Source organism: Erwinia sp. 1181_3 (assembly GCF_052824965.1).
On sequence record NZ_VTDE01000016.1, the window covers coordinates 1 to 24,323 of the forward strand.

Here is a 24,323-nt window from a genome sequence, read left to right on the forward strand (position 1 = left end):
GCGAAGCGCGTTTTTTTACTGCGATTTGTTCGGTAATTCAGCAAATTCATGGGCAAAACGGGCCACTTGTTGCCAGTCGGTATACTCCACTTCTTTACTGGCATCGGTTTCTCCCTTTGTCATACGCATAATCAACTGGATCATGATGCGATCGAAGAAACTGTAGCGCGGATACCGCAGCGCGCCCGCAAAGACAGCACAGCAGTCAGGCTCCCACGGCGACTGAATCAAAAACTTTCGAGTATAAGCATTGGTCTGCGGTGTACGCTTCTCAGGCTTACGTGCCGTCAGGTTTACCGAGAAAAAACCACTTGAACGCTGCTGCAGTGCATTAAGGTGTGTTTTCACAAATTTGGCCACCGCTGGATGGAAGTGACCATAACGAATAGAAGCACCAATCAACACCCGATCGTACTGCGCCCAGTCAATCTCGTTAATAAGCTGGATGTTGAACACATCACACTCCCGAACCTCCTTTAGCTGGTTAGCTATATAGAAGGCAATCTCGCGGGTCTGCCCATCACGGCTGGAAAACAGGATTAACGCTTTCATTATTCCACTCTCACTTATTCACGCCAGAATGTCGGCGTAAACAGAACTAATAAGGTGAAGACTTCAAGACGCCCGAACAGCATCGTCAAAATCAGTATCCATTTGGCGGTATCATTCATTGAGGTAAAGTTGTCCGCCACCACACCAAGGCCCGGGCCAAGATTATTCAGCGTTGCTGCCACCGCCGCAAATGCAGAGAAGTCATCAACACCAGTAGCGATGATCGCCAGCATGCTGAGGATGAATACTAATGCATAGGCAGAGAAGAACCCCCACACCGCTTCAAGAATGCGTTCAGGCAGCGCACGGCTACCCAATTTAATGGTGTATACCGCATTAGGGTGTACCAGCCTTTTCAGTTCTCGCGACCCTTGCTTAAACAACAGCAGAATACGGATCACCTTCAGGCCACCGCCCGTCGAACCCGCACAGCCACCAATAAAAGCAGAACAGAGTAACAATACGGGTAAAAAGAGAGGCCAGCGCGCAATGCTGTCCGTCGTGAAACCTGCGGTGGTTGCCATCGATACCACCTGGAAGAAAGCCTGATTAATGGTCTGCATTCCTGTCTGATAGACATTATGAAACCACAGCACCAGAGTACAGATAATCACCAGTGTAATCTGTACGCCGATAAACATACGAAATTCAGGGTCACGCCAGTACACGCGTAAGTTGCGCCCGCTCAGTAACGAGAAGTGCAGGCCGTAGTTACAGCCAGAAATCAGCAGGAAGACGGCGATGATGGTATTAATAGTCGGACTATTAAAGTAGCCAATGCTGGCATCATGGGTAGAGAACCCCCCAATGGCGATAGTTGAGAAACTGTGCCCAATGGCATCAAACAACGACATACCCGCCATCCACAGCGACACTGCACAGGCAATCGTCAGCAGCACATAAATCAGCCAGAGCGTTTTCGCTGTTTCAGCAATACGCGGCCGCATTTTATTGTCTTTCAACGGGCCAGGCATTTCGGCACGGTAGAGCTGCATTCCCCCCACCCCAAGAATAGGCAGGATCGCTACGGCGAGTACGATGATCCCCATCCCCCCCAGCCACTGCAGCATCTGGCGATAAAACAAAATCGCCTTCGGCAATGCATCCAGCCCCACCAACGTGGTGGCTCCGGTGGTCGTCAGAGCGGAGAACGATTCGAAAAAGGCATCGGTCAGCGACAGATTAGGCTGCTCTGCGAAGATAAAGGGCATAGCACCCACACTACCCAGCACCGTCCAGAACAATACGACGATCAGAAACCCTTCCCGTGGCTTCAGCTCGCTCTTCTTTTTACGGTTGGGCCACCACAGTAACGTCCCAATCATCAGCGCCATGAAAAACGTCTGAGTGAATGCTCGCCCTGCCCCATCGCGGTAAATTAACGCCACCAGCCCGGGCACAATCATGGTGCCTGAGAACAAAATGACCAGTAAACCCACTATGCGGGTAATGGCGCGAAAATGCATTCTGCCGTTCCTTTCCTGACATGAAGTGTTATGTGAGCGAGGCTAAGTGCAAAGCGCCCCGGCTAAAGTCTGACAGATTTTGCCTGAAGCCCGCCACCTGCGCATGAGGCAGAGCCAGGTGAAGAGTAATGTTATGTTGGAACTCAGTATGAATCAGCTGGCCATCAAAGCGTGCGACCATCCGTTCAATATCACCCAGTTGGGCATAATCGCAAATCAGGCTGAACTGCATCATGGGAACCTTGACCTTGCGGGGCAGTAATCGCAACGCCTGCTGCACGCCACCGCCATAGGCCTTGACCAGCCCCCCCGTTCCCAGCTGGATGCCGCCATAATAACGCACAACCACCGCCGTAATTTCGCCAATATTGTTACCCATTAACTGGGCCAGCATCGGTTTTCCGGCGGTACCGGACGGCTCCCCGTCGTCGGAGAATCCCAACTGTTGCGAATCATCGGGTGCCCCGGCAACGAACGCCCAGCAGTGATGCCGGGCCGTTGGGTGCTGCTGCTTGATCTGCTGTACGAATCCCCGCGCCGCCTCCACACCTTCGGTATGTGCCAGTAGCGTGATAAAGCGGCTTTTCTTGATCTCTTCGCTAAAGCTGAATAGTTCAGCCGGGATATCGTAAGCGTCCATCAGGCCAGATGCAGATCGCGAGTCATATTTTCTACGCCGTTGGTATGAATCACGACATTATCTTCAATACGAATACCGCCGTAAGGCTTCAGCGCATCAATTTTCGCCCAGTCAAAATGCTGGCTGAACTTACCGGCACGCCACGGCGCCAGCAGCGAGTCGATAAAGTAGATGCCCGGTTCAATCGTCAGCACCATTCCAGGCTCCAGCATGCGGGTACAACGCAGGTAAGGATACTGCGCAGGGGCGGCCAGATGTGTCCCCTGGTCATCCTGCATAAAACCTGCAACGTCATGCACCTGTAAGCCCAGCGGATGGCCGATGCCATGAGGCATAAAGGGCCCCGTAAGATCCTCTTTCACCATGGCTTCCGCGCTGATGCCATTCACCAGTTGGTGTTTCAACAACAGACTGGCGATACGGTAATGCATCTGCTGATGGTATTCGGTATAGCGCACGCCCGCTTTCATCGTGGCAATCAACGCCAGCTCTTCAGCGTTCATATCCCGGATCAACTGCGCATAGTCGCTCTTCTCATTAGCCGCATAGCTGCGGGTCAGGTCTGCCGCGTAGCCGTTATACTCGGCACCTGCATCGATCAGGAAACTGCGGCGCTGTTCAGGGAGCTGATGTTCGAGTTTAGTGTAGTGCAGCACCGCTGCATGTTCGTTAAGGGCAATGATATTGCCATAAGGAACATCGGTATCGCGGTGGCCGGTCGCGCTGAGATAGGCGACATTAATGTCGAACTCGCTCATACCCGACAGAAACGCTTCTTTCGCCGCACGATGACCGGTCACGGCTGTTTTCTGCGCCTGACGCAGGCAGTGCAGCTCATAACCCGTTTTATAAGCACGGTGATAATGCAGGAAGTCGATCACGCCCTGAGGATTAATCGCTTCGGCACTGAATCCAAGCTGAGTCGCTCGTGCAGGCACCGGGCCAATGTAGGCCACATTCTGGCGCTGCACAGGCAACTGCTGACCAATGTCATCCGCGCTTTTCAGGCCGACGATGTCAATTTCGCTCGTCCAAAAACTGTGCGGTAAAGGCTCAACGTTGTGCCAGTAATCAACAGGGGAATAGAACCACAGTTTCGGTTTGTTCACACCGTCGATCCACAGCCAGCAGTTTGGCACCTGAGTGACCGGCACCCAGGCTTTGAACTGAGGATTAACCTTAAAGGGATACGTGTGATCGTCGAGAAATACCGTCAGTAATTCCCCGGAATGAATCAGCATGGCATCAAGATTGTGCCGCGCCAGTACCTGCTGTGCGCGCTGCTGTAACGTTTTAACATGCTGCTGATAAAGCGTAACCAGTGACTCCATCTTCCTGTCTCCGTTATTACGAAATTGTCGGCATCTTACCACAGCCAGCAGGGGTATGGCGTTTTGCCGCAGTTGTGATCTTGTTTGCAAATCGACAACGTATCGTTTGCAAATAAGCAACACCAATCCCACACTCACGATCATCTGGTATGACCAGATCCCCTTATCGCGGCACAGGAGACACACATGCTCTACCAAGGCGAAACCCTATCCCTCGACTGGCTGGAAGACGGCATAGCCGAACTGGTTTTTGATGCGCCCGGCTCGGTGAACAAGCTGGATACACAGACGGTTGCCAGCCTCGGTGAAGCTATCTCGGTGCTGGAACAGCAACCCACCCTGCGCGGCGTTCTACTAACCTCGCGCAAAACGGCCTTTATCGTCGGTGCCGATATCACGGAATTCCTCTCACTGTTTATCGCCCCGGAAGAAAAACTGACAGCATGGCTGGGCTTTGCTAATAGCATCTTTAATCGGCTGGAAGATTTGCCTGTCCCCACCGTTTCGGCCATCCGTGGTTATGCATTGGGTGGCGGATGCGAATGCGTGCTGGCAACGGATTTCCGTATCGCGACTGCCGATACCCGCATTGGCCTGCCGGAAACGAAGCTTGGCATCATGCCAGGTTTCGGCGGTTCCGTGCGCCTGCCACGTCTGCTGGGAGCTGACAGTGCGCTGGAGATTATTGCCGCAGGTAAAGATATTGATGGCGCTCAGGCGCTGAAAGTGGGTCTGGTAGATGCTGTCGTGGCTGCGGATAAACTGGATGCCGCCGCATTATCCGTGTTGAAAGAAGCTATCTCCGGCCGACAGCCGTGGCGGGAACGCCGCCAGTGCAAGCTGGAAGCGCTAAAACTGAATAAAATCGAAGCCGCAATGAGTTTCACCACGGCCAAAGCTATGGTGATGCAAACCGCCGGGAAACACTATCCGGCCCCACTGACCGCCGTGAAAACCATTGAAGCCGCCGCACGTCTGGGACGTGATGAAGCACTGAAACTGGAAACGGCTGCGTTTGTTCCCCTGGCACGATCGAATGAAGCCCGTGCCCTGGTCGGGATTTTCCTTAACGATCAGGCGGTGAAAGCCAAAGCGAAGAAACTGACCCGCGACGTCGAAACGCCAAAACAGGCCGCCGTGCTGGGTGCCGGCATCATGGGCGGCGGCATCGCTTATCAGTCCGCCTGGAAAGGCGTGCCGGTTATCATGAAAGATATCAGCGACACATCGCTGACGCTGGGGATGAATGAAGCCGCAAAACTGCTGAATAAGCAGCTGGTACGCGGCAAGATTGATGGTCTGACGCTCGCAGGAGTCATCAGCACCATTCAACCCACGCTTCACTATACGGGGTTCGATCGGGTTGATGTGGTAGTAGAAGCGGTAGTAGAAAATCCGCAGGTGAAAGCGGCCGTACTGGCCGAAACAGAAAGTCACATTCGCCCGGATACGATTCTGGCATCGAACACCTCGACCATTCCCATCAGCCAGCTTGCTAAAGCACTCACCCGCCCGGAAAATTTCTGCGGTATGCACTTCTTCAACCCGGTGCCCCGTATGCCACTCGTTGAGGTTATCCGGGGAGAAAAAACCGCTGAAAGCACCATCGCCAAAGTGGTGGCCTGGGCCAGCAAAATGGGCAAGACACCGATTGTCGTCAATGACTGTCCAGGATTCTTTGTGAACCGCGTGCTGTTCCCCTACTTCGCTGGCTTCAGTCTGCTGCTGCGCGACGGCGCCGACTTCCGTCAGGTTGATAAGGTGATGGAAAAACAGTTCGGCTGGCCAATGGGCCCCTCGTGGCTGCTGGATGTGGTAGGCATCGATACAGCGCATCATGCGCAACGCGTTATGGCAGAGGGCTTCCCGCAACGTATGAAGAAAGAGTACCGGGATGCCATCGATATCCTGTTTGAAGCAAAACGCTACGGCCAGAAAAACCAGCAAGGATTCTGGCGCTGGGAAACCGACAATAAAGGTAAAGCGAAAAAGGTGACGGATGCCGAAACCGATCGTTTGTTGCAGACCGTGTGCCAGCCTAAACGCGTGTTCAGCGATGAGGAAATTATCGCGCGCATGATGATCCCCATGATTAACGAAGTGGTTCGCTGTCTGGAAGAAGGCATTATTGCCAGTCCGGCGGAAGCCGATATGGCGCTGGTGTACGGCCTTGGCTTCCCACCGTTCCACGGCGGCGCGTTCCGCTATCTGGACACCCTTGGCAGCGATCAGTTTGTTGCTCAGGCTGAACCGCTCACTGTACTCGGTCCGCTTTATCATCTGCCGGACGGGTTACGGGATAAGGCAGCGCAGGGCGGAAGCTGGTATCCGCTGGCGGTTCCCCTGAATGATCTCTCTTTGAAAACGGCGTGAGGAAATCAAAATGGAAAAAGTTGTGATCGTTGATGCCATTCGCACGCCAATGGGACGTTCGAAAGGTGGCGCATTTCGCCATGTACGTGCCGAAGACCTTTCAGCTCATCTGATGCGTAGCCTGCTCAGCCGCAATTCTGCGCTGGACGCCGCGTTGCTGGATGACATCTATTGGGGTTGCGTTCAGCAGACGCTGGAACAGGGATTTAATATTGCGCGTAATGCGGCTCTGCTGGCGGAAATCCCTCATAGCGTGCCCGCGACCACCGTCAACCGCCTGTGTGGCTCGTCGATGCAGGCACTGCACGATGCCGCACGCGCCATTATGGTGGGCGATGCCCGCGCCTGCCTGATTGGCGGCGTAGAACACATGGGTCACGTACCGATGAATCACGGCGTCGACTTCCATCCCGGGCTGAGCCGCAATGTCGCGAAAGCGGCGGGAATGATGGGCCTGACGGCTGAAATGCTGGCAAAAATTCACGGTATCAGTCGTGAGATGCAGGATCAGTTTGCAGCGCGATCCCATCAGCGCGCCTGGGCAGCAACGGAAGCCGGGCATTTCGCCAGTGAAATTGTGTCTGTATCCGGGCATGACGCCGATGGTGTATTAAAACGCTATGACACCGATGAAGTTATTCGCCCGGATACCACCGTGGAAAATCTGGCAGCATTGCGCCCGGCATTTGATCCAGTGAACGGTACCGTGACGGCGGGCAGCAGTTCAGCACTCTCCGACGGCGCAGCCGCCATGCTGGTGATGAGCGAGTCACTCGCACGGGAGTCTGGCCTCACACCGCGAGCCCGGATCCGCGCAATGGCCGTTGTCGGCTGTGACCCGTCAATTATGGGGTACGGTCCTGTTCCGGCATCACAGCTGGCGCTGAAACGTGCCGGGCTGAACGCCAGCGATATCGGTGTGTTTGAATTGAATGAAGCCTTTGCGGCACAAACCCTGCCCTGTATTAAGGATCTGGGGTTAATGGATCAGCTCGACGAGAAGGTGAATCTGAATGGCGGCGCGATTGCATTAGGCCACCCACTGGGATGCTCAGGAGCGCGTATCAGCACCACACTGCTTAATCTGATGGAACGACGGGATGCGCAATTTGGCCTTGCCACCATGTGCATCGGGTTGGGACAGGGGATCGCAACGGTGTTCGAACGCGTTTAGCTTTCAACACGGGTAAAAACAAGGGGCAGCCAGGCTGCCCCTTACTATCAGATAAAGGCAAAAGCATCGCCAAACATGCGCGATTCCTGTGCACCACGTTCAGCACAGAAGCGTTCACGGGCGATTTTAGCCATCTCAAAACGACCAGCTATGTAGATATCGTGATCGGCAAGAGAGCCATAATCCTGCATGACAGCGGTCAGAACGGTGCCATTACGGCCGGTAAAGCCCTCTTCAGGTTGCTCGACCACCGGAATAACGCTCAGGTTCGGGTGCTTAATCGCCAGGGCGTTCAGTTCATCCAGATCGTACAGGTGTTTCAGCTCGCGCCCACCCCAGTAGATCGCAATATGGCGATCCGGCTGCTGCGACAATGCTGTCAGCAAAATGGAACGCGCATAGGAGAAACCTGTGCCGCCAGCAATCAATACCAGCGGACGTTCGCCCTCTTGTAGCCATGCATCACCATGAGGAATATCAACGGTGATCTGACGCTGCTGTTGGATACGTTCCATTACGGCCATCGCATAGAGGTTCAGCTCAGAGGCACCAATATGCAGCTCAATAATGTCTTTTTCCATCGGCGTTGATGCCAGTGAGAACGGACGTTTGTCGTTTTCATCCATCACCACCATCAAATACTGACCCGCCTGGAAGCTAAAATCAGCTTCAGGGATCATTCGTACGCGGTACACGGTATCGGTAATAGCCTCTACTGAGGTCACTTTACAGCTTAAGGTTGTCATGCGTTCCCTCTGTCGGGTCGTCATTATCATTTGACCGCCAGCGCTTCATCGCGCTGGTGTATCACTCAAGATGCCTAACTCATCCCAGATCGCATCAATACGTGCAGTAACGGCAGGGTCCTTACGGATTGGCGTACCCCACTCGCGCTGGGTTTCACCCGGCCATTTATTGGTCGCATCAAGCCCCATTTTTGACCCCAGACCCGAAACAGGCGAGGCAAAATCGAGGTAGTCGATCGGTGTATTTTCAATCAGCACGGTATCACGGGCCGGATCCATACGCGTGGTGATCGCCCATATGACATCATTCCAGTCTCGGGCATTAATGTCATCATCGCAGACGATAACAAATTTGGTATACATAAACTGACGCAAGAAAGACCAGACACCCATCATGACGCGTTTGGCGTGTCCGGCATACTGTTTCTTAATCGTCACCACGGCAAGACGGTATGAACACCCTTCCGGTGGTAAATAGAAATCCACAATCTCCGGAAACTGTTTTTGCAGGATCGGCACAAACACTTCATTCAGCGCGACACCCAGTACCGCAGGTTCATCCGGCGGACGCCCGGTAAAGGTAGAATGATAAATCGCATCACGGCGCTGCGTAATATGCGTGATGGTGAACACCGGGAAGTTATCCACTTCATTATAGTAACCAGTGTGGTCACCGTATGGACCTTCCGGTGCCATTTCACCCGGTTCAATGTACCCCTCCAACACAATTTCTGCACTGGCAGGGACTTCCAGATCGTTGGAAACGCACTTAACCACTTCGGTTTTCGTGCCGCGTAACAGCCCGGCAAAAGCATATTCCGACAGAGTATCCGGCACTGGCGTGACGGCCGCGAGAATGGTGGCCGGATCGGCACCCAGCGCAACAGAGACGGGAAAACGTTCGCCCGGATGCTGCTGGCACCAATCCTGGAAATCCAGTGCGCCGCCACGGTGTGAGAGCCAACGCATGATCAGTTTGTTTTTACCAATCACCTGCTGACGATAGATGCCTAAATTCTGGCGTTCTTTCAGCGGGCCGCGCGTCACGGTCAGACCCCAGGTCACCAGCGGTGCTGCGTCGTCTGGCCAGCATTTCATCACCGGAATACGGCTGAGATCGACATCATCGCCCTGCCAGATTTGTTCCTGGCAAGGTGCACTGCGCAGCCGTTTGGTCGGCATGTTCAGGACCTGCTTCCACTGCGGCATTTTATCGAAGAAGTCGCGGAAACCACGCGGCGGCTCAGGCTCCTTAAGGAAGGCCAGCAGGCGGCCAACGTCACGCAGTGCTTTAACATCCTCCTGGCCCATGCCCAGCGCCACGCGGTCCGGGGTACCAAAGAGATTGCAAAGGACTGGCATGCTGTAACCTTTCGGGTTTTCAAACAGCAGAGCAGGACCACCGGCACGCAGTGTGCGATCGGCAATTTCAGTCATTTCCAGATCGGGATCGATCTCATGTTTGATGCGTTTTAATTCCCCACGCTGTTCAAGCAGAGAAAGGAAGTCGCGTAAGTCGTGGTATTTCATGACTTTCCATCAGTACGGTCAGTGAGTCGGCCATTATAGTGCCGATCCATCGCTCAGGGTAAATTTTGTTGCAACGTTTAGCCTCTTGCGCACGGCAAAACACAGCGGACTCGCTTATTAGAATAAGGCTGATCTACCGTGCATAATAAGGATACGACACAGGTGTAAGGCGACAAGTTGATTCGATAATAACGGCGAATTCAGCGTTATCGTATGACGGAGTACCCTGTGAGCCAGGGGGATGAAACAGACTGATGCCGCCAATCTCGCTATATCTCTCAGAGCGATTTTGCTATTCTTATCGGACAGATAATTGGAAAGTGATGTTATGGAATCCTGGTATTTACTTTACTGCAAACGAGGTCAGTTACTGCGCGCAAAAGAACACCTTGAGCGCCAGGCCGTGCATTGCCTCAGCCCGATGATTGCTTTAGAGAAAACAGTGCGCGGTAAACGTACCCAGGTGAATGAACCGTTATTCCCTAATTATCTGTTTATTGAGTTCGATCCTGAATCCATTCACACCACAACCATCAGCGCAACGCGTGGGGTCAGCCATTTTGTCCGTTTTGGTACCCAGCCCGCCACCGTCCCGCTGGATGTGATTGTCGCGTTGCAAAGCCCTATCGAAACCGTCGTAGAAAGTGAGCTGCCGCAGCCAGGCGATACGGTAATTATTACCGAGGGTGCATTTGAAGGGTTGCAGGCGATATTCACTGAACCTGACGGTGAAGCCCGATCTATGCTGCTACTGAACCTGTTAAATAAACAGGTGGTACGCAGTGTGGGCAACCGCCAGTTTCAGAAGCTGTAATACGCATCATTCAGAGGCAAAAATAGCCCCAGGGCGTCTCACAGACCAAACAGTTTTCGTGCGTTTAACGCCGTTTGCTCTGCCAGTTCACCCGCATCTTCCCCACGCAGTAGTGCCACCTGTTGAACAATATGCGGTAAAAAACAGGGTTCATTGCGGCGCGATGCCGGACGTGGGTGCATATCACGCGGGAGCAACCAGGGCGCATCCGTTTCCAGCAACAGACGTTCTGCCGGGATCAACGGCATCAACTCGCGCAGCGCCTGTCCTCTTCGCTCATCGCACACCCATCCGGTAATTCCGATAGATAATCCCACTGCCAGACAGGCTTCCAGCTCTTCACGTGTCCCGGTAAAGCAGTGCAATACAGCCGCTGGTAGCTTAGGTAACCACGGCGTCAGGATCGCAATAAACCGCTCATGGGCTTCCCGGCAGTGCAGAAACACAGGCAGTGATAATTCGGCGGCCAAAGCGAGCTGGGCTTCAAAGGCGTAAGCCTGCTGTTCCGGCTCAGAAAAGTTACGGTTAAAATCGAGGCCACACTCCCCAATAGCGACAACCCGCTCGTTTTCTGCCAGTCGACGCAGCGTAGCCGCCGTTTCTCCCGACCACTCGCTGGCATGATGGGGATGAACGCCAGCGGTTGACCAGCAATACTTCGGATGCTGCTGTGCAAGGCTGCAAGCCTGCTGACTTTCCAGCGCATTGGTGCCCGTAATCAACATGCCGGTGACACCCGCTTCACGCGCACGTTTAACGACTTTTTCGCGATCTTTCGCGAACTGCGTGCTGGTCAGGTTTACACCAATATCAAACATAGTCTCTTCCATACAGTAACCGCCCTGACGGGCGGTTAATTTATTCAGATTGTTCTGCCGGTGGCAGCCGTTCGCGCATCGTTACTCCGATTCCGCGTCCTGTACTTCGTCTTCATCATCTCGACGGTTTTTACCCACGTAGAAGCGGGAAACAAAAACACCGACTTCAAACAGGCAGTACATCGGAATGGCCAGCAACGTCTGGGAGAAGATATCCGGCGGCGTCAGTAACATGCCCACGACAAATGCACCTACCAGCACATACGGGCGCTTCGCACGCAAATCTTCTGGCGTTGTTACCCCGGTCCAGCACAGCAGAACGATAGCAATCGGTACTTCGAACGACACACCAAATGCCATAAATAACGTCATCACAAAATCGAGATAGTTATTAATGTCGGTGGCAATCGTCACTCCCTGGGGCGCGGTCTTGGCAAAGAAACTAAACGCCAGCGGGAAGACAATAAAGTAGGCGAAAGCCATCCCCAGGTAGAATAGGAATGAACTGGAAAACAGCAGGGGCATAACCAGCCTGCGTTCATGGCGATACAACGCGGGCGCCACAAAAGCCCACACCTGGTAGAGGATAACCGGCACTGACAGGAACAAAGAGACAATGATTGTCAGCTTAATCGGTGCCAGAAAAGGAGAGGCGACATCCGTAGCGATCATACTGGCCCCGGCGGGCAATTGCTTGATCAATGGCGCCGAGACAAGTTGATAAATATCGTTGGAAAAATACACCAGGCACAGAAAAATGGCCAGAACAGCAATAATGCTGTTCAACAGGCGCTTACGTAGCTCAATCAGATGACTGATAAGCGGTTGGGTATCATCAACAGCCATATTTAACGTTCATCGCCTGGTTGTAGGGGTGGCACGGGTGCACGCGGAGCGGAAGACGCTGGCGGCTGTTTCGATTCAGATGGCATTGACGAGGCAGATTGCGTCACCGTGACAGGTGCCTGTGCAGGCGCACTTGCCTGGTGATCCGCTGCCGCTGGCGTGGCACCATCATGCGATTCTTGCGGATCTTTCACCAACGGATTATGGATAGTATGAGCTTCGTCATCCGCTTTTTCATTTTCGCCCAAGTAGGAGCGCTTCATTGAATCAGCCGTCTGTTTCAGCTCATCGACCGTCGCTTTCAGTTCAGGGGAGAGACTGTCTTTGCTGGCCTGTTCAATTTTTTTCAGGCCGTCCTGCAGTTCCTGAATTTTCAGTTCCTGGGCCAGCTCATTCTGAACGCTGGTTGCCAGAGAACGCATTGCGCGAATCCAGCCCATCACCGTTCTGACTGCAACAGGTAAACGCTGCGGACCCAATACCACCAGGCCAATAACGAATACCAGTACCAGTTCACCAAAGCCTATGTCGAACACGGATTACACCTTGTCGTTCTTGACGTCTTCTTTCTTCGCTTCAGTCTGCTGCGGTTCAGCCAGTTTGGCATTGAAGTCAGCATCATCATGAGCATGGTTTTTTTCTTTGTCGTCTTCATCGCTCATGGCTTTTTTAAAGCCTTTGATCGACGAACCGAGGTCAGAACCCAGTGAGCGCAGTTTTTTGGTGCCAAACAACAGAATCACCAGTACCGCGATGATCAACAAGTGTGGAAGTGTAATACCCATGATTACCTCTGATAACAATAAGTGATGCGGATTTCGAGTATATAACAGCTTATGTCTTACTTACGATGCGCAAACCTTGCCCCTTGCGCAATAAACTGCCTATTTACCTTTCATGACAATCAGTTTGTTCTGCGCCAGCCCACCAGCCAGGCAACAACGCCTGCGGCCATCAGCCCGGCAGAGAACATATCCCATTCAGGACGTGACAGCAGGATTGCCGTCCCACTGAGCAGCAATGTAGCACCGACACCAAACAGATAGCGCGACTGATGCTGCTTTGCACGCTCTCCTTTCAGATCGTTAGCCAGGCGATCAACACTGTGGCGCAAATGCTTATGCTGACGCAGGCTGTCATAAAATAGCTCTGGCAGCTCAGGCAATTTTTCTGCCCAGAACGGCGCTTTTTCTTTCAACGCACGCACAATGGCAGGAATCCCTACCTGGTCTTTAATCCAGTCTTCCAGGAAAGGCTTGGCCGTTTTCCACAAATCCAGCTGTGGATAGAGCTGGCGACCCACCCCTTCAACGTACAGCAAGGTTTTTTGCAGCAGAACCAGCTGAGGCTGCACTTCCATATTAAAGCGACGTGCCGTGTTGAACAGGTTAAGTAGCACATGTCCGAACGAAATTTCGGCCAGCGGTTTCTCAAAAATCGGTTCGCACACTGTGCGAATGGCGAATTCGAAATCTTCCACATTGGTATCGGGCGGCACCCAGCCGGAATCCACGTGCAGCTCGGCCACCTTACGGTAGTCGCGATTAAAGAAGGCAATGAAATTCTCTGCCAGATAGCGTTTATCTTCTTTGTTCAGAGAGCCAACAATACCGCAGTCAATGCCAATATATTGCGGATCTTCCGGATGTTCATAGCTGACGAAGATGTTACCGGGGTGCATATCCGCATGGAAAAAGCTGTCACGGAACACCTGGGTAAAGAAGACCTGTACGCCACGCTCGGCCAGCAGCTTCATGTTGACGCCATGCTGCTCCAGCGTCACCACATCGGAGATGGGAATACCGTAAATACGCTCCATCACCATCATATTTTCACTGCAGTAATCTGAAAAGACTTCCGGTATGTACAGCATCTTGCTGCTATCAAAGTTACGTCGCAGCTGGATAGCATTGGCGGCTTCGCGCAGCAGGTTCAGCTCGTCGAGCAGTGTTTTTTCATAGTCCGCCACCACTTCGCGTGGACGCAGACGGCGACCATCAGGTAACAAACGCGGCACCCAGCGCGCCAGGCGGTAAATCAATCGCATATCCGCTTTAATCACCGGCAAAATGTCCGGGCGGATCACCTTGATCACCACTTCACGGCCGTTCTCTTTCAGGGTTGCAGTATGTACCTGGGCGATAGAGGCAGAAGCCAGCGGGACAATATTGAAATCATCGAACTGGGTGTCGATAGGCGCACCCAGCGACTGTTCGATCAGTTTAAGCGCTTTAGCCCCATCAAATGGCGCGACGCGATCCTGCAACATCGCTAGCTGATCAGCGATCAACGGCGGAAACAGGTCCCGACGGGTCGACATCATTTGCCCAAACTTAATCCACACCGGCCCTAACTGCTCCAGAGACAAGCGTAAACGCTCGCCCAATGGCTTGTCTTTATGGCGGTTAGGCATCCAGAACAGGCATTTACGCCCCAGCCGTAACGGCAGAGTCAGGCGCATTTTCGGGATCAGTTCATCAAGACCGTAGCTGAGGAACACACGAATAATCAGATAGAGACGACGCAGTTCACCGAAGGTCATTTGACCTCCAGCTGGCTAAGGCGAGCATCTAACGCATCCAGCGAACGGGACAGCGCATCCACTTCTTCAGCAAACCACACCAGCTCAAGCGAACCCGGTGCCAGACGCCACTCTTCCGTCACCGTTTGTGACAGATAACTCTGTTTACGCTGCACATCACGGCGGACCGCGTTGAAACCACGTCGGGCGAACTGCGTGATGCCCTGGGCGGCGATATCACCGATCCAGGGCGCAAGATACTCTGCCGGGTCCAGTTCTGCCAGGTCCAGCAGGGCCGAAAACTGCTGCACAACTTGAAGGTCACCTTCAACTTCCAGCTCACCGCTGCGAATAAGTGTCGTCAGTTGCTGCCGATCACGCAGTTTTGACAGCGTGGCAAAGCGCGTCTTCACCGTACAATCCGGTGTATCACTCCATTCGCCAATCACGTCCACCTGCTGTTCACTGAAAATGAAGATAATCGGCTGCTTGAGCTCGGCCAGCACGATCGCCAGGCTGCGACCATTGAGACGTTGACGCGCCGCCTTAAGGCCACGATCGCGGTACAGCAAATGGTTAAGTGCGGTCTCCAGACTGGCGGTTAATAGCGGCGTTAATGTCATTCGTTTCCCTGCTTAAAACTTAAATCCGCGGTGCAAGGCAACAATGCCGCCCGTCAGATTGTGATACGTGGTGTTTTCAAAGCCAACGTCATTCATCATCTGTTTCAGAGTGTCCTGATCGGGATGCATACGGATGGACTCTGCCAGATAGCGATAGCTGCCTGCGTCTTTCGCGACCATTTCACCAATGCGCGGCAAAATATGGAATGAATAGGCATCGTACGCTTTGCTCAACGGTGCGAACTGCGGCTTGGAAAACTCCAGTACCAGCAAACGCCCACCCGGCTTCAGCACACGGAACATGGACGCCAGCGCTTTTTCTTTTTCAGTCACATTACGCAGACCGAAAGCGATAGTGATGCAGTCAAAATAGTTATCAGGAAACGGCAGTGCTTCGGCGTTGGCCTGCACATAATTCACGTTGCCGATAATGCCTTTATTGCGCAGCTTTTCACGGCCCACTTTCAGCATTGAGCTGTTGATATCGGCCAGCACGACTTCACCGGTTTCACCCACCAGGCGCGAGAATTTCGCCGTGAGGTCACCCGTGCCACCCGCCAGATCGAGAACGCGTTGCCCACGGCGCACGCCGCTGGAATCAATGGTAAAACGCTTCCAGATGCGGTGAATGCCGAATGACATCAGGTCATTCATCAGATCATATTTGGCCGCAACGGAATGGAAAACATCAGCAACCATATCGGCCTTTTCGTCTTTCGCAACGGTGCGGTAGCCGAAGTGGGTTGTGTCCTTTGATTCATCTGCCATTTGTTTTGCCTGCTCTACAATCAAATATTTGCCAAGTGTACCAGAGTCACGCAGGCCAGGCACTGGCCGCACGCTTATTCATTGATACGGCGTGATACTGCATCCGGCGAATATTCCGCCTTTTCTACAGGCGGCATATCATCATCGTCATCCACATCGTCATCAGCTTCTGGTAATGCCTGTTCCACCAGCCTTGGGTTAATCGGACGCTTCACTTCAACCCCCATCTGGCGGAACCCTTCTGTCTGAGCAATCAGATTGCCCCGACCTTCGGACAATTTTTTCATTGCCTGTCGATAGCTATCCTGAGCCTTATCAAGGTTCTGGCCGATGGCACTCATATCATCGACAAAAAGACGCATTTTGTCATAGAGCCGGGCGGCACGATCGGCAATACGCTGGGCGTGACGACTCTGGTGCTCATAGCGCCACAGATTATTGATGGTGCGCAGCGCCACCAGCAAGGTGGTCGGGCTGACCAGCATGATGTTCTGGTTCAACGCCTCGTTGATCAGCTCTGGCTGTCTGTCGATGGCCAGCAGGAAAGCGGGTTCCACCGGGATAAACATCAACACATAATCCAGCGAGCGTAAACCCGGTAATTGTTGGTAATCTTTTCGGCTTAGCAGGCGTAAGTGCCCACGGATCGCAGCGATATGCTCAGTGATTGCCAGTTCACGCGCTGCGTCATCATCACCGTTAAAATAGCGCTCATAGGCCACCAGCGTCATTTTGGCGTCAATCACCACATCCTTGCCCTGCGGCAGGCGTACGATCACGTCAGGCTGCATTCGCCCATTTTGCTCAAGCTGGATGTTAACCTGCGTTTCGTATTCATGGCCTTCACGCAAACCGGAAGCTTCCAGCACCCGGCTGAGGATCACTTCTCCCCAGTTACCCTGCGTTTTGTTATCTCCCTTGAGCGCCTTGGTCAGGTTGATCGCTTCCTGGGCCATCTGCGCATTCAGCTGTTGCAGGTTCCGTATTTCATGCGCGAGGGTGTGCCGTTCACGCGCCTCCTGGCCAAATCCTTCCTGAACCTGGCGGCGAAAGCCCTCAAGCTGTTCCCGCAGCGGCGTAATCAGGCCATGCAGGCTCTGACGATTTTGTTCATCCACCCGGCGGCCACTGTTTTCAAAGATGCGGTTCGCCAGATTTTCAAACTGCGCGTTAAGGCGCTGCTCACTGTTCACCAGCAGCCGCTGCTTCTCTTCCGCCGCCATGCGCGTCTCTTCCAGGCGGATGGTAACTTCGCGCAGTTCAGCCTCCTGCGAGGCATTGATCTCCAGCTGATTGCGCAGCTCACGATTGAGCTGCTCAGTTTCACCACGCCAGTGATCAAGCTGGTGCAGCTTCTCTCCGGCCGCTGCCAGTGAACCGTGCAGCTGACGCAATTCCTGCTCATTCTGTTTTTGCGTCAGGAGCTGGGCATCCAGCTGCTGCTGCTGACGCTGGCGTCCAGATTCCGCCAGTTCCACCGACTGCTGAAGCAAACGCCGCTCAGTTTCGCCGTTGGCCAGCTGCTGCTGGCTGCGGATCCCGGCGATTAACCAGCCCGCCAGCAACCCAACCAGACCAATACCGGCACCATATACGATTGTTGCATCCACCCTGCTTCTCCTGCTGAAACCCTGACAGGGGAAAAATAGAGGTGCACTGTATGAATGTCCAGATAAAAAGCAGTGAACGGGCAGCTTAGGGAGGGAATATCGAGGAGGATCTGAATTTTTTCACGGCGGAAAAGGCATTGCAGGCCGTGCGTGAGCACGGCCGAAGAAAAACGATTAGATCAGACGGCGGGCAGCCTCAACCACAATCTTCACCGCATCGCTCTCGGTGCGTTTCATGGTTTCTGCATCCGGGATTTCCTGCTGGGTGCGGTTGACGATGACCCCTGCCACCATCCCGGCACGCAGCCCCTGGCTGGCACACATGGTGAGCAGCGTGGCAGATTCCATTTCGTAGTTCAGTACGCCCATCTGCTGCCACTCTTTCATCGAGTTCTGGAAGCGGCTGACCACCCGTCCGGAGAAGGTGTCATAACGCTCCTGGCCCGGATAGAAGGTGTCTGACGAGGCGGTAATGCCAATATGGGTGGTCGCACCAGCCGCTTTAGCCGCGTCGACCAGCGCCGTGGTGCAGGTAAAGTCCGCCACAGCCGGGAACTCCAGCGGAGCAAAGTGCAGGCTGGCGCCATCAAGACGCACAGACCCCGTGGTCACCAGCACGTCACCGACGTTGATATCAGGCTGGATCGCGCCGGTGGTTCCCACGCGCAGGAAAGTACGTACTCCAAGCTGAGCCAGTTCTTCCACGGCAATCGAGGTGGACGGGCCACCAATACCTGTTGAGCAGACAATCACGGGTTTACCGGATAACTCGGCACGCCAGGTGGTGAATTCACGATGCGATGCCAGATGAACCGGATTGTCCATCAGGGCGGCAATTTTCTTCACGCGCTCCGGGTCGCCCGGCACGATGGCCAGTGTGGCGCCCTGAAGATCGGCTTTCGTTAAGCCAAGATGGAAAACGTCAGACTGTGCCATTTCAAACTCCTTTCACGGGAAGAGGGATAGTTAACGGGATGCTACTGTAAGGAAATCCGGCGAACATTTATGTGATTAACATCGATAATACAAATGAAAATTGCATTGATTACATTGTAAAAAGTGATGGATATCACATTATTAAATCCGATCATGGCACTTTCACACATCCGGGCCTGTGGTTCAGGGCTATCTGGTGATAGAGATAGCCCGTAGTGAAACCTGATCCCATCGCATTACGGGCTATAGTTAAACCCTGAATGCCGATCGTACTTGTGCATGCACGGAGAGGATAATGAAAACCGACGATAACACGACGCAAGAATCGAGCAATAAAGGGTTTGCACCCGCAACAGGTCCTGCCGCAGCCACCACGATTATCACTGACAGTACCGATATTATTTCAGGTGAGACGTCCATTCCTACTCAGGGTGAGAACATGCCGGCTTTCCATGCGAAACCGCGCCATGCCGAAGGGCTGTTGCCGGTAGTGCTGGTGGTCCAGGAGATCTTTGGCGTACATGAACATATCCGGGATATTTGTCGTCGTCTGGCCAGTGAAGGCTATCTGGCGGTGGCGCCAGAACTCTATTTCCGCCAGGGTGATCCTGCGGATTACACCGACATCTCCACCCTGTTCAATGACCTCGTCAGCAAGGTCCCGGACAGCCAGGTACTGGCCGATCTCGACCACGTGGCAAACTGGGCGTCCCGTCATGGCGGGGATATGCGCAACATGGCTGCCACCGGTTTTTGCTGGGGCGGACGTATCACCTGGCTGTATGCCGCGCACAATCCGCAGCTAAAAGCCGCGGTCGCCTGGTATGGCAAGCTGGTGGGTGAAAAAACCATGAAGCAGCAGAAGCATCCGGTGGATATTGCCGTGGATCTGAATTCGCCGGTCCTGGGCCTTTACGGCGGCAAAGATGACGGTATCCCGCTGGAGAGCGTGGAGACCATGCGCCAGGCGCTGCGTGCGGCGAATGCTGACGCTGAGATTATCGTTTACCCCGATGCCGGGCACGCCTTTAATGCGGATTATCGTCCCAGCTATCACGCGGAGTCTGCTCAGGATGGCTGGCAACGGATGCTGGCATGGTTTAAACAGCATGGCGTGGCGCCAAAAGCATAAAAAAGGGGCGCCTCTTGGCGCCCCTTTATGATCAGCAACAACATCGTCATCAGGCTTTTTGCGTGCTGCGCAGGTTCTGGGCCGCTTTCACCATGTTTGCCAGCGCCTGACGTGTTTCTGTCCAGCCACGCGTTTTCAGACCACAATCCGGGTTAACCCACAGACGTTCAGTCGGGATCCGTTGTGCCGCTTTCAGCAGCAGTGCTTCCATCCACTCCACGCTCGGAACGTTTGGCGAGTGAATATCGTAAACGCCGGGACCGATTTCATTCGGGTAGTCGAACTCTTCAAACGACTCCAGCAGTTCCATATCCGAGCGTGAGGTTTCGATGGTGATCACATCGGCATCCAGTGCAGCGATCGAATCCATGATGTCGTTGAACTCGCAGTAACACATGTGGGTGTGAATCTGAGTGTCATCCTGCGCCACGGCGGCGTTTAAACGGAAGGCATCCACAGCCCACTTCAGATAGGCAGCCCAGTCGGAGCGATGCAGCGGTAAACCTTCGCGCAGTGCAGGTTCGTCAATCTGGATGATACCGATACCGGCTTTTTCCAGATCTTCCACTTCGTCACGCAGTGCCAGGGCAATCTGTTTTGCGATGGTTTCGCGAGACACATCTTCACGTGGGAATGACCAGCACAGGATCGTCACTGGCCCGGTCAGCATGCCTTTGACCGGCTTGTCGGTCAGAGACTGCGCATACTTCGCCCACTCAACGGTAATGGCTTGCGGGCGGCTGACGTCACCGATAATCACCGGCGGTTTCACACAGCGCGAACCGTAGCTCTGTACCCAGCCATTCTGCGTAAAGATAAAGCCATCCAGGTTTTCACCGAAATATTCCACCATGTCATTACGTTCCGCTTCGCCGTGCACCAGCACGTCCAGACCTAAACGCTCTTGCTCAGCAATGGCCTGCTTAATATGTTCAGCGATGCCGGTACGGTAGTGATTGCCGTCCAGACGCCCTTGTTTGAAATCAAGGCGCAGGCCACGAATTTCGGTGGTTTGCGGGAAAGAGCCGATAGTGGTGGTGGGCCAGGCGGGCAACTGGAAACGCTGACGTTGTGCTTCAGCACGCACCAGGTAGCTGCTGTTACGCTGGCTGTCTTTGGCAGTAATCCCGGCCAGACGCTCGCCAACGGCCGCATTGTGAACACGGGTGGAGTGTTTACGGGCGCGAATGGGCGCACTCCAGGCCTCCAGTGACGCCGGATCGTTGTTGTTCAGCGCATTGCTCAGCAGTGACAGTTCAGCACACTTTTGCAGGGCAAAGGCGAACCAACTTTTTACTTCATCATCCAGACGGGTTTCCACGCTCAGGTCGATCGGGCTGTGCAGCAGTGAGCAGGAAGAACCGATCCACAGCTGTTTACGGGCAGCGCTCAGCGGCTGCAGACGCTCAAACCAGCGGCTCAGATCCGCACGCCAGACGTTACGACCGTTAATCACCCCGACTGACAGCAACCAGCTTGCCGGTACTTTGCTGTTGAGCACAGAGATATCATCGTTACCGTGGACCAGGTCCACATGCAGCCCCTGAACCGGTAGTGCCGTAATGATGTCAATGTTCTGGCCGATACTGTCGAAATAGGTGGTCAGCAACAGCTTGCTGTGCCCCTGCAATGCAGCATAGGCGGATTTGAAAGCAGCTAACCACTCGGCAGGCAGTTCCAGCGCCAGCGCGGGCTCGTCAATCTGCACCCATTCGATATCGCGTTTAGCCAGTTCGGCCAGCACCTGCTGGTAAACTGGCAGGATGTCTTTCAACAGGCTCAGGCGATCAAACTGATCCCCTTTCACTTTGCCCAGCCAAAGATAAGTTACCGGGCCCAGTAAGACAGGTTTAATTTTGTGGCCCAGCGCCAGCGCTTCGTCGACTTCGTCCAGCAGTTGGGTCCAGGTCAGTTTGAACTGCTGACCCTGAACAAATTCAGGCACCATGTAGTGATAGTTGGTGTTAAACCATTTGGTCATTTCTGCGGCGGCGGCGGGTTCACCGGTCGGAGCGCGGCCACGACCAAGACGGAACAACGTATCGAGGTCAACTGAGCCCTCTTTATTCTGGTGGCGCGCGGGTACGTTACCCAGCATCAGGCTGGTGGTCAGCACGTGATCGTACCAGGCGAAGTCACCGACCGGCAGCAGATTCACACCTGCGTCTTTCTGCTGTTGCCAGTGGCGTGCACGAAGTTCACGGCCAGTCGTCAGCAGATCGTCCTGGCTGGTGGTGCCCGCCCAGTAGCTTTCCTGCGCTTTTTTCAGTTCGCGACGCAGACCAACGCGGGGAAATCCGAGAATGTGGTTCAGAATAGTCATCAGTTGTGCCTCGTTAAATTGTTCTTTACCGGGACCATCAAAATTGGCTGATGTCAGTGTGCACACAGCCAGCGCGCAAGAACCGGAGCGTACTGAAGTACGTGAGGATTCTGAGCACTGCCCGGGATGTAAAATGACAAGTAAACTCATCAGCGAATCATTTAGACGTCCAGATGTTTACACCGCTATATTGTGCAGGTACTGTATCAACCACAAGCGCAAAATATTCACTGTCGATGTGAAGGACTCTCATGATCGAACTTAAACACCTGCGGACGCTGCAAGCGTTGCGAACGACAGGTTCACTGGCGGCGGCGGCGGCCCAGCTTCATCAAACGCAGTCAGCGTTATCTCATCAGTTCAGCGACCTGGAGCAACGTCTGGGGTTCCGGCTGTTTGTACGTAAAAGCCAGCCGCTGCGTTTCACGCCACAGGGAGAACTTTTGCTGCAACTGGCGGAACAGGTGCTGCCGCAAATCCAGCAGGCATTGCAGGCCTGCCATGAACCGCACCAGACCACATTGCGCATCGCTATTGAATGCCACAGTTGTATTCAGTGGCTGACCCCGGCGCTGAACAATTTCCGCAAGAGCTGGCCGCAGGTGGTGATGGATTTCAAATCGGGGATGACATTTGACCCGCAGCCCGCCCTGCAACAGGGAGAGCTGGATGTGGTACTGACCTCCGATATTCTGCCGCGCAGTGGGCTGTTTTATTCACCTATGTTTGATTTCGAAGTCCGCCTGGTGCTGGCACCGGATCATCCCCTGGCGCAAAAGGCGCATATTTCACCGGAAGACCTGGCCAGTGAGGTGCTGATGATTTATCCGGTTCAGCGCCAACGCCTGGATATCTGGCGTCATTTCTTACAGCCGGCCGATGTCAGCCCAACGTTGAAAAGCGTAGACAACACGCTACTGCTGATTCAGATGGTGTCTGCACAGATGGGGATTGCTGCGCTGCCACACTGGGTAGTGGAGAGTTTTGAGCATCAGGGACTGGTGGTAACGAAAACGCTGGGAGAGGGCCTTTGGAGCCGCCTGTATGCGGCAGTGCGCGACGGTGAACAGCGTCAGCCTGTAGTCGAAGCCTTTATTCGTTCCGCCCGCCAGCACGCCTGCGATCATCTGCCTCGGGTTCGTGATGCATCCCGTCCTGGCGTGCCACATCCTTCCATCAGCCATCCTTAGCATGCACGGCAGCCAGTCGACTACTGGCGTTACACGCTGACCCGCGCTCGTGACTCAGGGCAGCGCACGCCGCTAACGCAGATGCACCCTGAGGGACGACGAGTTATACTGCACTCACTGCAATTGTTTCACTACAGAGAGTCCCTATGACCAATAACGATGTCCTGCGCAGCGTGCGTTACATGCTGAATTTAAGCGATGCTAAAGTTGTGAGCATTCTGGCGCTGGCAGAGAGCGAAGTAACAGAAGCCGAAGTGCACAGCTTCCTGAAAAAAGAGGATGAAGCCGGCTATCGCCCCTGCCCTGATGTCATCATGGGTTACTTTCTGAATGGTTTGATTTTTGAACGCCGTGGCAAAAGTGAAGACGCACCTGCGCCTTCTATCGAACGCAAGATGACCAATAACATCCTGATGAAGAAGCTGCGTGTGGCCTTCGACCTGAAAACCACCGACATTCTGGAACTACTGAAAAGTGCCGATTTTGCGGTAGGACAGTCAGAAATTGGGGCGATCTTCCGTAAACCTGGGCATAAAAATTACCGCGAATGCGGCGATCAAATTCTGCGTAACTTCCTCAAAGGTCTGACGATGAAAATCCGTCCGGTGAAGAAAGCCTAAGCGATTGACTGACTGATTAACGCCACCTGCTGGCGTTAATCTTTGTTCTTCTGCCAGATCAAAACCTTCCTTTTAGAACAAAATCACTCACCAAACGAAACCCACAGCCTTTATCTGGGTTTGTATATGTGACTATCCTCACACTTTATAGTTTCATTATGAAAATAAAACACCGATTTGTGATGTAGATATAGCCATCTCGTCATAAAACTGTAACATTTGCGCCATTCTTCACAGTCAGTTGTTCTGATTACGACTACGCTATGCGCGAAATGGAACATTTATTCCTGTTTTAACAGGATCCTGTTCC

General features: G+C 53.7%; 22 protein-coding genes. 6 read left to right on the forward strand and 16 right to left on the reverse strand.

Annotated features, from left to right (window positions below; translation table 11 throughout):
* Positions 1-15: 15 nt before the first annotated feature.
* From hemG to pepQ, 4 genes are read right to left on the reverse strand one after another with little or no spacing between them, the layout of a single operon-like run.
* Complete coding sequence (gene hemG, locus FY046_RS22510) at positions 16-552, reverse strand: menaquinone-dependent protoporphyrinogen IX dehydrogenase (protein ID WP_159338551.1); 537 nt, start codon at positions 550-552, stop codon at positions 16-18.
* A gap of 14 nt (positions 553-566) precedes the next feature.
* Positions 567-2,018: a Trk system potassium transporter TrkH gene (gene trkH / locus FY046_RS22515; RefSeq protein ID WP_133846812.1), complete on the reverse strand. Its 1,452-nt coding sequence runs from the start codon at positions 2,016-2,018 to the stop codon at positions 567-569.
* A 28-nt stretch (positions 2,019-2,046) separates the two neighbouring features.
* Positions 2,047-2,658 (reverse strand): IMPACT family protein, encoded by a 612-nt coding sequence (locus tag FY046_RS22520; RefSeq protein WP_446186507.1) that lies wholly within the window; start codon positions 2,656-2,658, stop codon positions 2,047-2,049.
* Positions 2,658-3,989: a Xaa-Pro dipeptidase gene (pepQ, locus tag FY046_RS22525; protein ID WP_133846814.1), complete on the reverse strand. Its 1,332-nt coding sequence runs from the start codon at positions 3,987-3,989 to the stop codon at positions 2,658-2,660. Before pepQ ends, FY046_RS22520 begins: the two co-directional genes overlap by 1 nt.
* Positions 3,990-4,175: 186 nt before the next feature.
* On the opposite strand from pepQ, the gene fadB reads away from it, so the two are divergent.
* Both fadB and fadA read left to right on the forward strand, forming a co-directional pair.
* On the forward strand, positions 4,176-6,362 hold the full coding sequence (gene fadB, locus FY046_RS22530; protein WP_159338549.1) for a fatty acid oxidation complex subunit alpha FadB: 2,187 nt from the start codon (positions 4,176-4,178) through the stop codon (positions 6,360-6,362).
* Positions 6,363-6,372: 10 nt separating this feature from the next.
* Positions 6,373-7,536, forward strand: a complete 1,164-nt coding sequence (fadA, locus tag FY046_RS22535; RefSeq protein WP_133846816.1) for an acetyl-CoA C-acyltransferase FadA — start codon at positions 6,373-6,375, stop codon at positions 7,534-7,536.
* A 47-nt stretch (positions 7,537-7,583) separates the two neighbouring features.
* On the opposite strand, the gene fre is transcribed toward fadA, so the two are convergent.
* Together fre and ubiD are read right to left on the reverse strand one after the other, a co-directional pair.
* On the reverse strand, positions 7,584-8,282 hold the full coding sequence (gene fre, locus FY046_RS22540) for an NAD(P)H-flavin reductase (RefSeq protein WP_133846817.1): 699 nt from the start codon (positions 8,280-8,282) through the stop codon (positions 7,584-7,586).
* Between the two features lie 45 nt (positions 8,283-8,327).
* Entirely contained in the window at positions 8,328-9,812 is a 1,485-nt protein-coding gene (gene ubiD, locus FY046_RS22545; RefSeq protein WP_133846818.1) for a 4-hydroxy-3-polyprenylbenzoate decarboxylase, read from the reverse strand.
* 328 nt (positions 9,813-10,140) lie between these two features.
* Between ubiD and rfaH the strand changes: the two genes are divergently transcribed.
* Positions 10,141-10,626: a transcription/translation regulatory transformer protein RfaH gene (rfaH, locus tag FY046_RS22550; RefSeq protein ID WP_167864787.1), complete on the forward strand. Its 486-nt coding sequence runs from the start codon at positions 10,141-10,143 to the stop codon at positions 10,624-10,626.
* A gap of 38 nt (positions 10,627-10,664) precedes the next feature.
* Here rfaH and tatD read toward each other — a convergent pair whose 3' ends face one another.
* The 9 genes from tatD to udp form a co-directional block, all read right to left on the reverse strand.
* The gene (gene tatD, locus FY046_RS22555; protein WP_133846820.1) at positions 10,665-11,444 is read right to left on the reverse strand and encodes a 3'-5' ssDNA/RNA exonuclease TatD; all 780 of its coding nucleotides are present in this window, start codon (positions 11,442-11,444) and stop codon (positions 10,665-10,667) included.
* An 81-nt stretch (positions 11,445-11,525) separates the two neighbouring features.
* Positions 11,526-12,290: a Sec-independent protein translocase subunit TatC gene (gene tatC, locus FY046_RS22560; protein WP_133846821.1), complete on the reverse strand. Its 765-nt coding sequence runs from the start codon at positions 12,288-12,290 to the stop codon at positions 11,526-11,528.
* 2 nt (positions 12,291-12,292) lie between these two features.
* On the reverse strand, positions 12,293-12,826 hold the full coding sequence (gene tatB / locus FY046_RS22565; RefSeq protein WP_133846822.1) for a Sec-independent protein translocase protein TatB: 534 nt from the start codon (positions 12,824-12,826) through the stop codon (positions 12,293-12,295).
* Between the two features lie 3 nt (positions 12,827-12,829).
* Positions 12,830-13,078, reverse strand: coding sequence for a twin-arginine translocase TatA/TatE family subunit (tatA, locus tag FY046_RS22570; RefSeq protein ID WP_133846885.1), 249 nt, complete (start codon positions 13,076-13,078; stop codon positions 12,830-12,832).
* 116 nt (positions 13,079-13,194) lie between these two features.
* Positions 13,195-14,832: a ubiquinone biosynthesis regulatory protein kinase UbiB gene (gene ubiB / locus FY046_RS22575; RefSeq protein WP_133846823.1), complete on the reverse strand. Its 1,638-nt coding sequence runs from the start codon at positions 14,830-14,832 to the stop codon at positions 13,195-13,197.
* Positions 14,829-15,434 carry a ubiquinone biosynthesis protein UbiJ gene (gene ubiJ / locus FY046_RS22580; protein WP_159338547.1) on the reverse strand — a complete coding sequence of 202 codons (606 nt, stop codon included), beginning with the start codon at positions 15,432-15,434 and terminating at the stop codon, positions 14,829-14,831. The genes ubiB and ubiJ overlap by 4 nt, the downstream gene beginning before the upstream one ends.
* Positions 15,435-15,446: 12 nt before the next feature.
* A complete protein-coding gene (gene ubiE / locus FY046_RS22585; protein ID WP_133846825.1) occupies positions 15,447-16,202 on the reverse strand; it encodes a bifunctional demethylmenaquinone methyltransferase/2-methoxy-6-polyprenyl-1,4-benzoquinol methylase UbiE in 756 nt (251 codons plus the stop codon).
* 74 nt (positions 16,203-16,276) lie between these two features.
* Entirely contained in the window at positions 16,277-17,812 is a 1,536-nt protein-coding gene (gene rmuC, locus FY046_RS22590; protein WP_446186508.1) for a DNA recombination protein RmuC, read from the reverse strand.
* Positions 17,813-17,986: 174 nt separating this feature from the next.
* A complete protein-coding gene (gene udp / locus FY046_RS22595; protein WP_133846827.1) occupies positions 17,987-18,748 on the reverse strand; it encodes a uridine phosphorylase in 762 nt (253 codons plus the stop codon).
* Between the two features lie 295 nt (positions 18,749-19,043).
* Between udp and FY046_RS22600 the strand changes: the two genes are divergently transcribed.
* Entirely contained in the window at positions 19,044-19,880 is an 837-nt protein-coding gene (locus FY046_RS22600; RefSeq protein WP_133846828.1) for a dienelactone hydrolase family protein, read from the forward strand.
* A 49-nt stretch (positions 19,881-19,929) separates the two neighbouring features.
* Here FY046_RS22600 and metE read toward each other — a convergent pair whose 3' ends face one another.
* Positions 19,930-22,203, reverse strand: coding sequence for a 5-methyltetrahydropteroyltriglutamate--homocysteine S-methyltransferase (gene metE, locus FY046_RS22605; protein WP_167864786.1), 2,274 nt, complete (start codon positions 22,201-22,203; stop codon positions 19,930-19,932).
* Positions 22,204-22,454: 251 nt separating this feature from the next.
* Here metE and metR point away from each other — a divergent pair, with 251 nt between their 5' ends.
* Positions 22,455-23,393, forward strand: coding sequence for an HTH-type transcriptional regulator MetR (gene metR / locus FY046_RS22610; RefSeq protein ID WP_167864785.1), 939 nt, complete (start codon positions 22,455-22,457; stop codon positions 23,391-23,393).
* Between the two features lie 146 nt (positions 23,394-23,539).
* Entirely contained in the window at positions 23,540-24,013 is a 474-nt protein-coding gene (locus tag FY046_RS22615; RefSeq protein WP_133846831.1) for a DUF1456 family protein, read from the forward strand.
* Positions 24,014-24,323 lie beyond the last annotated feature (310 nt).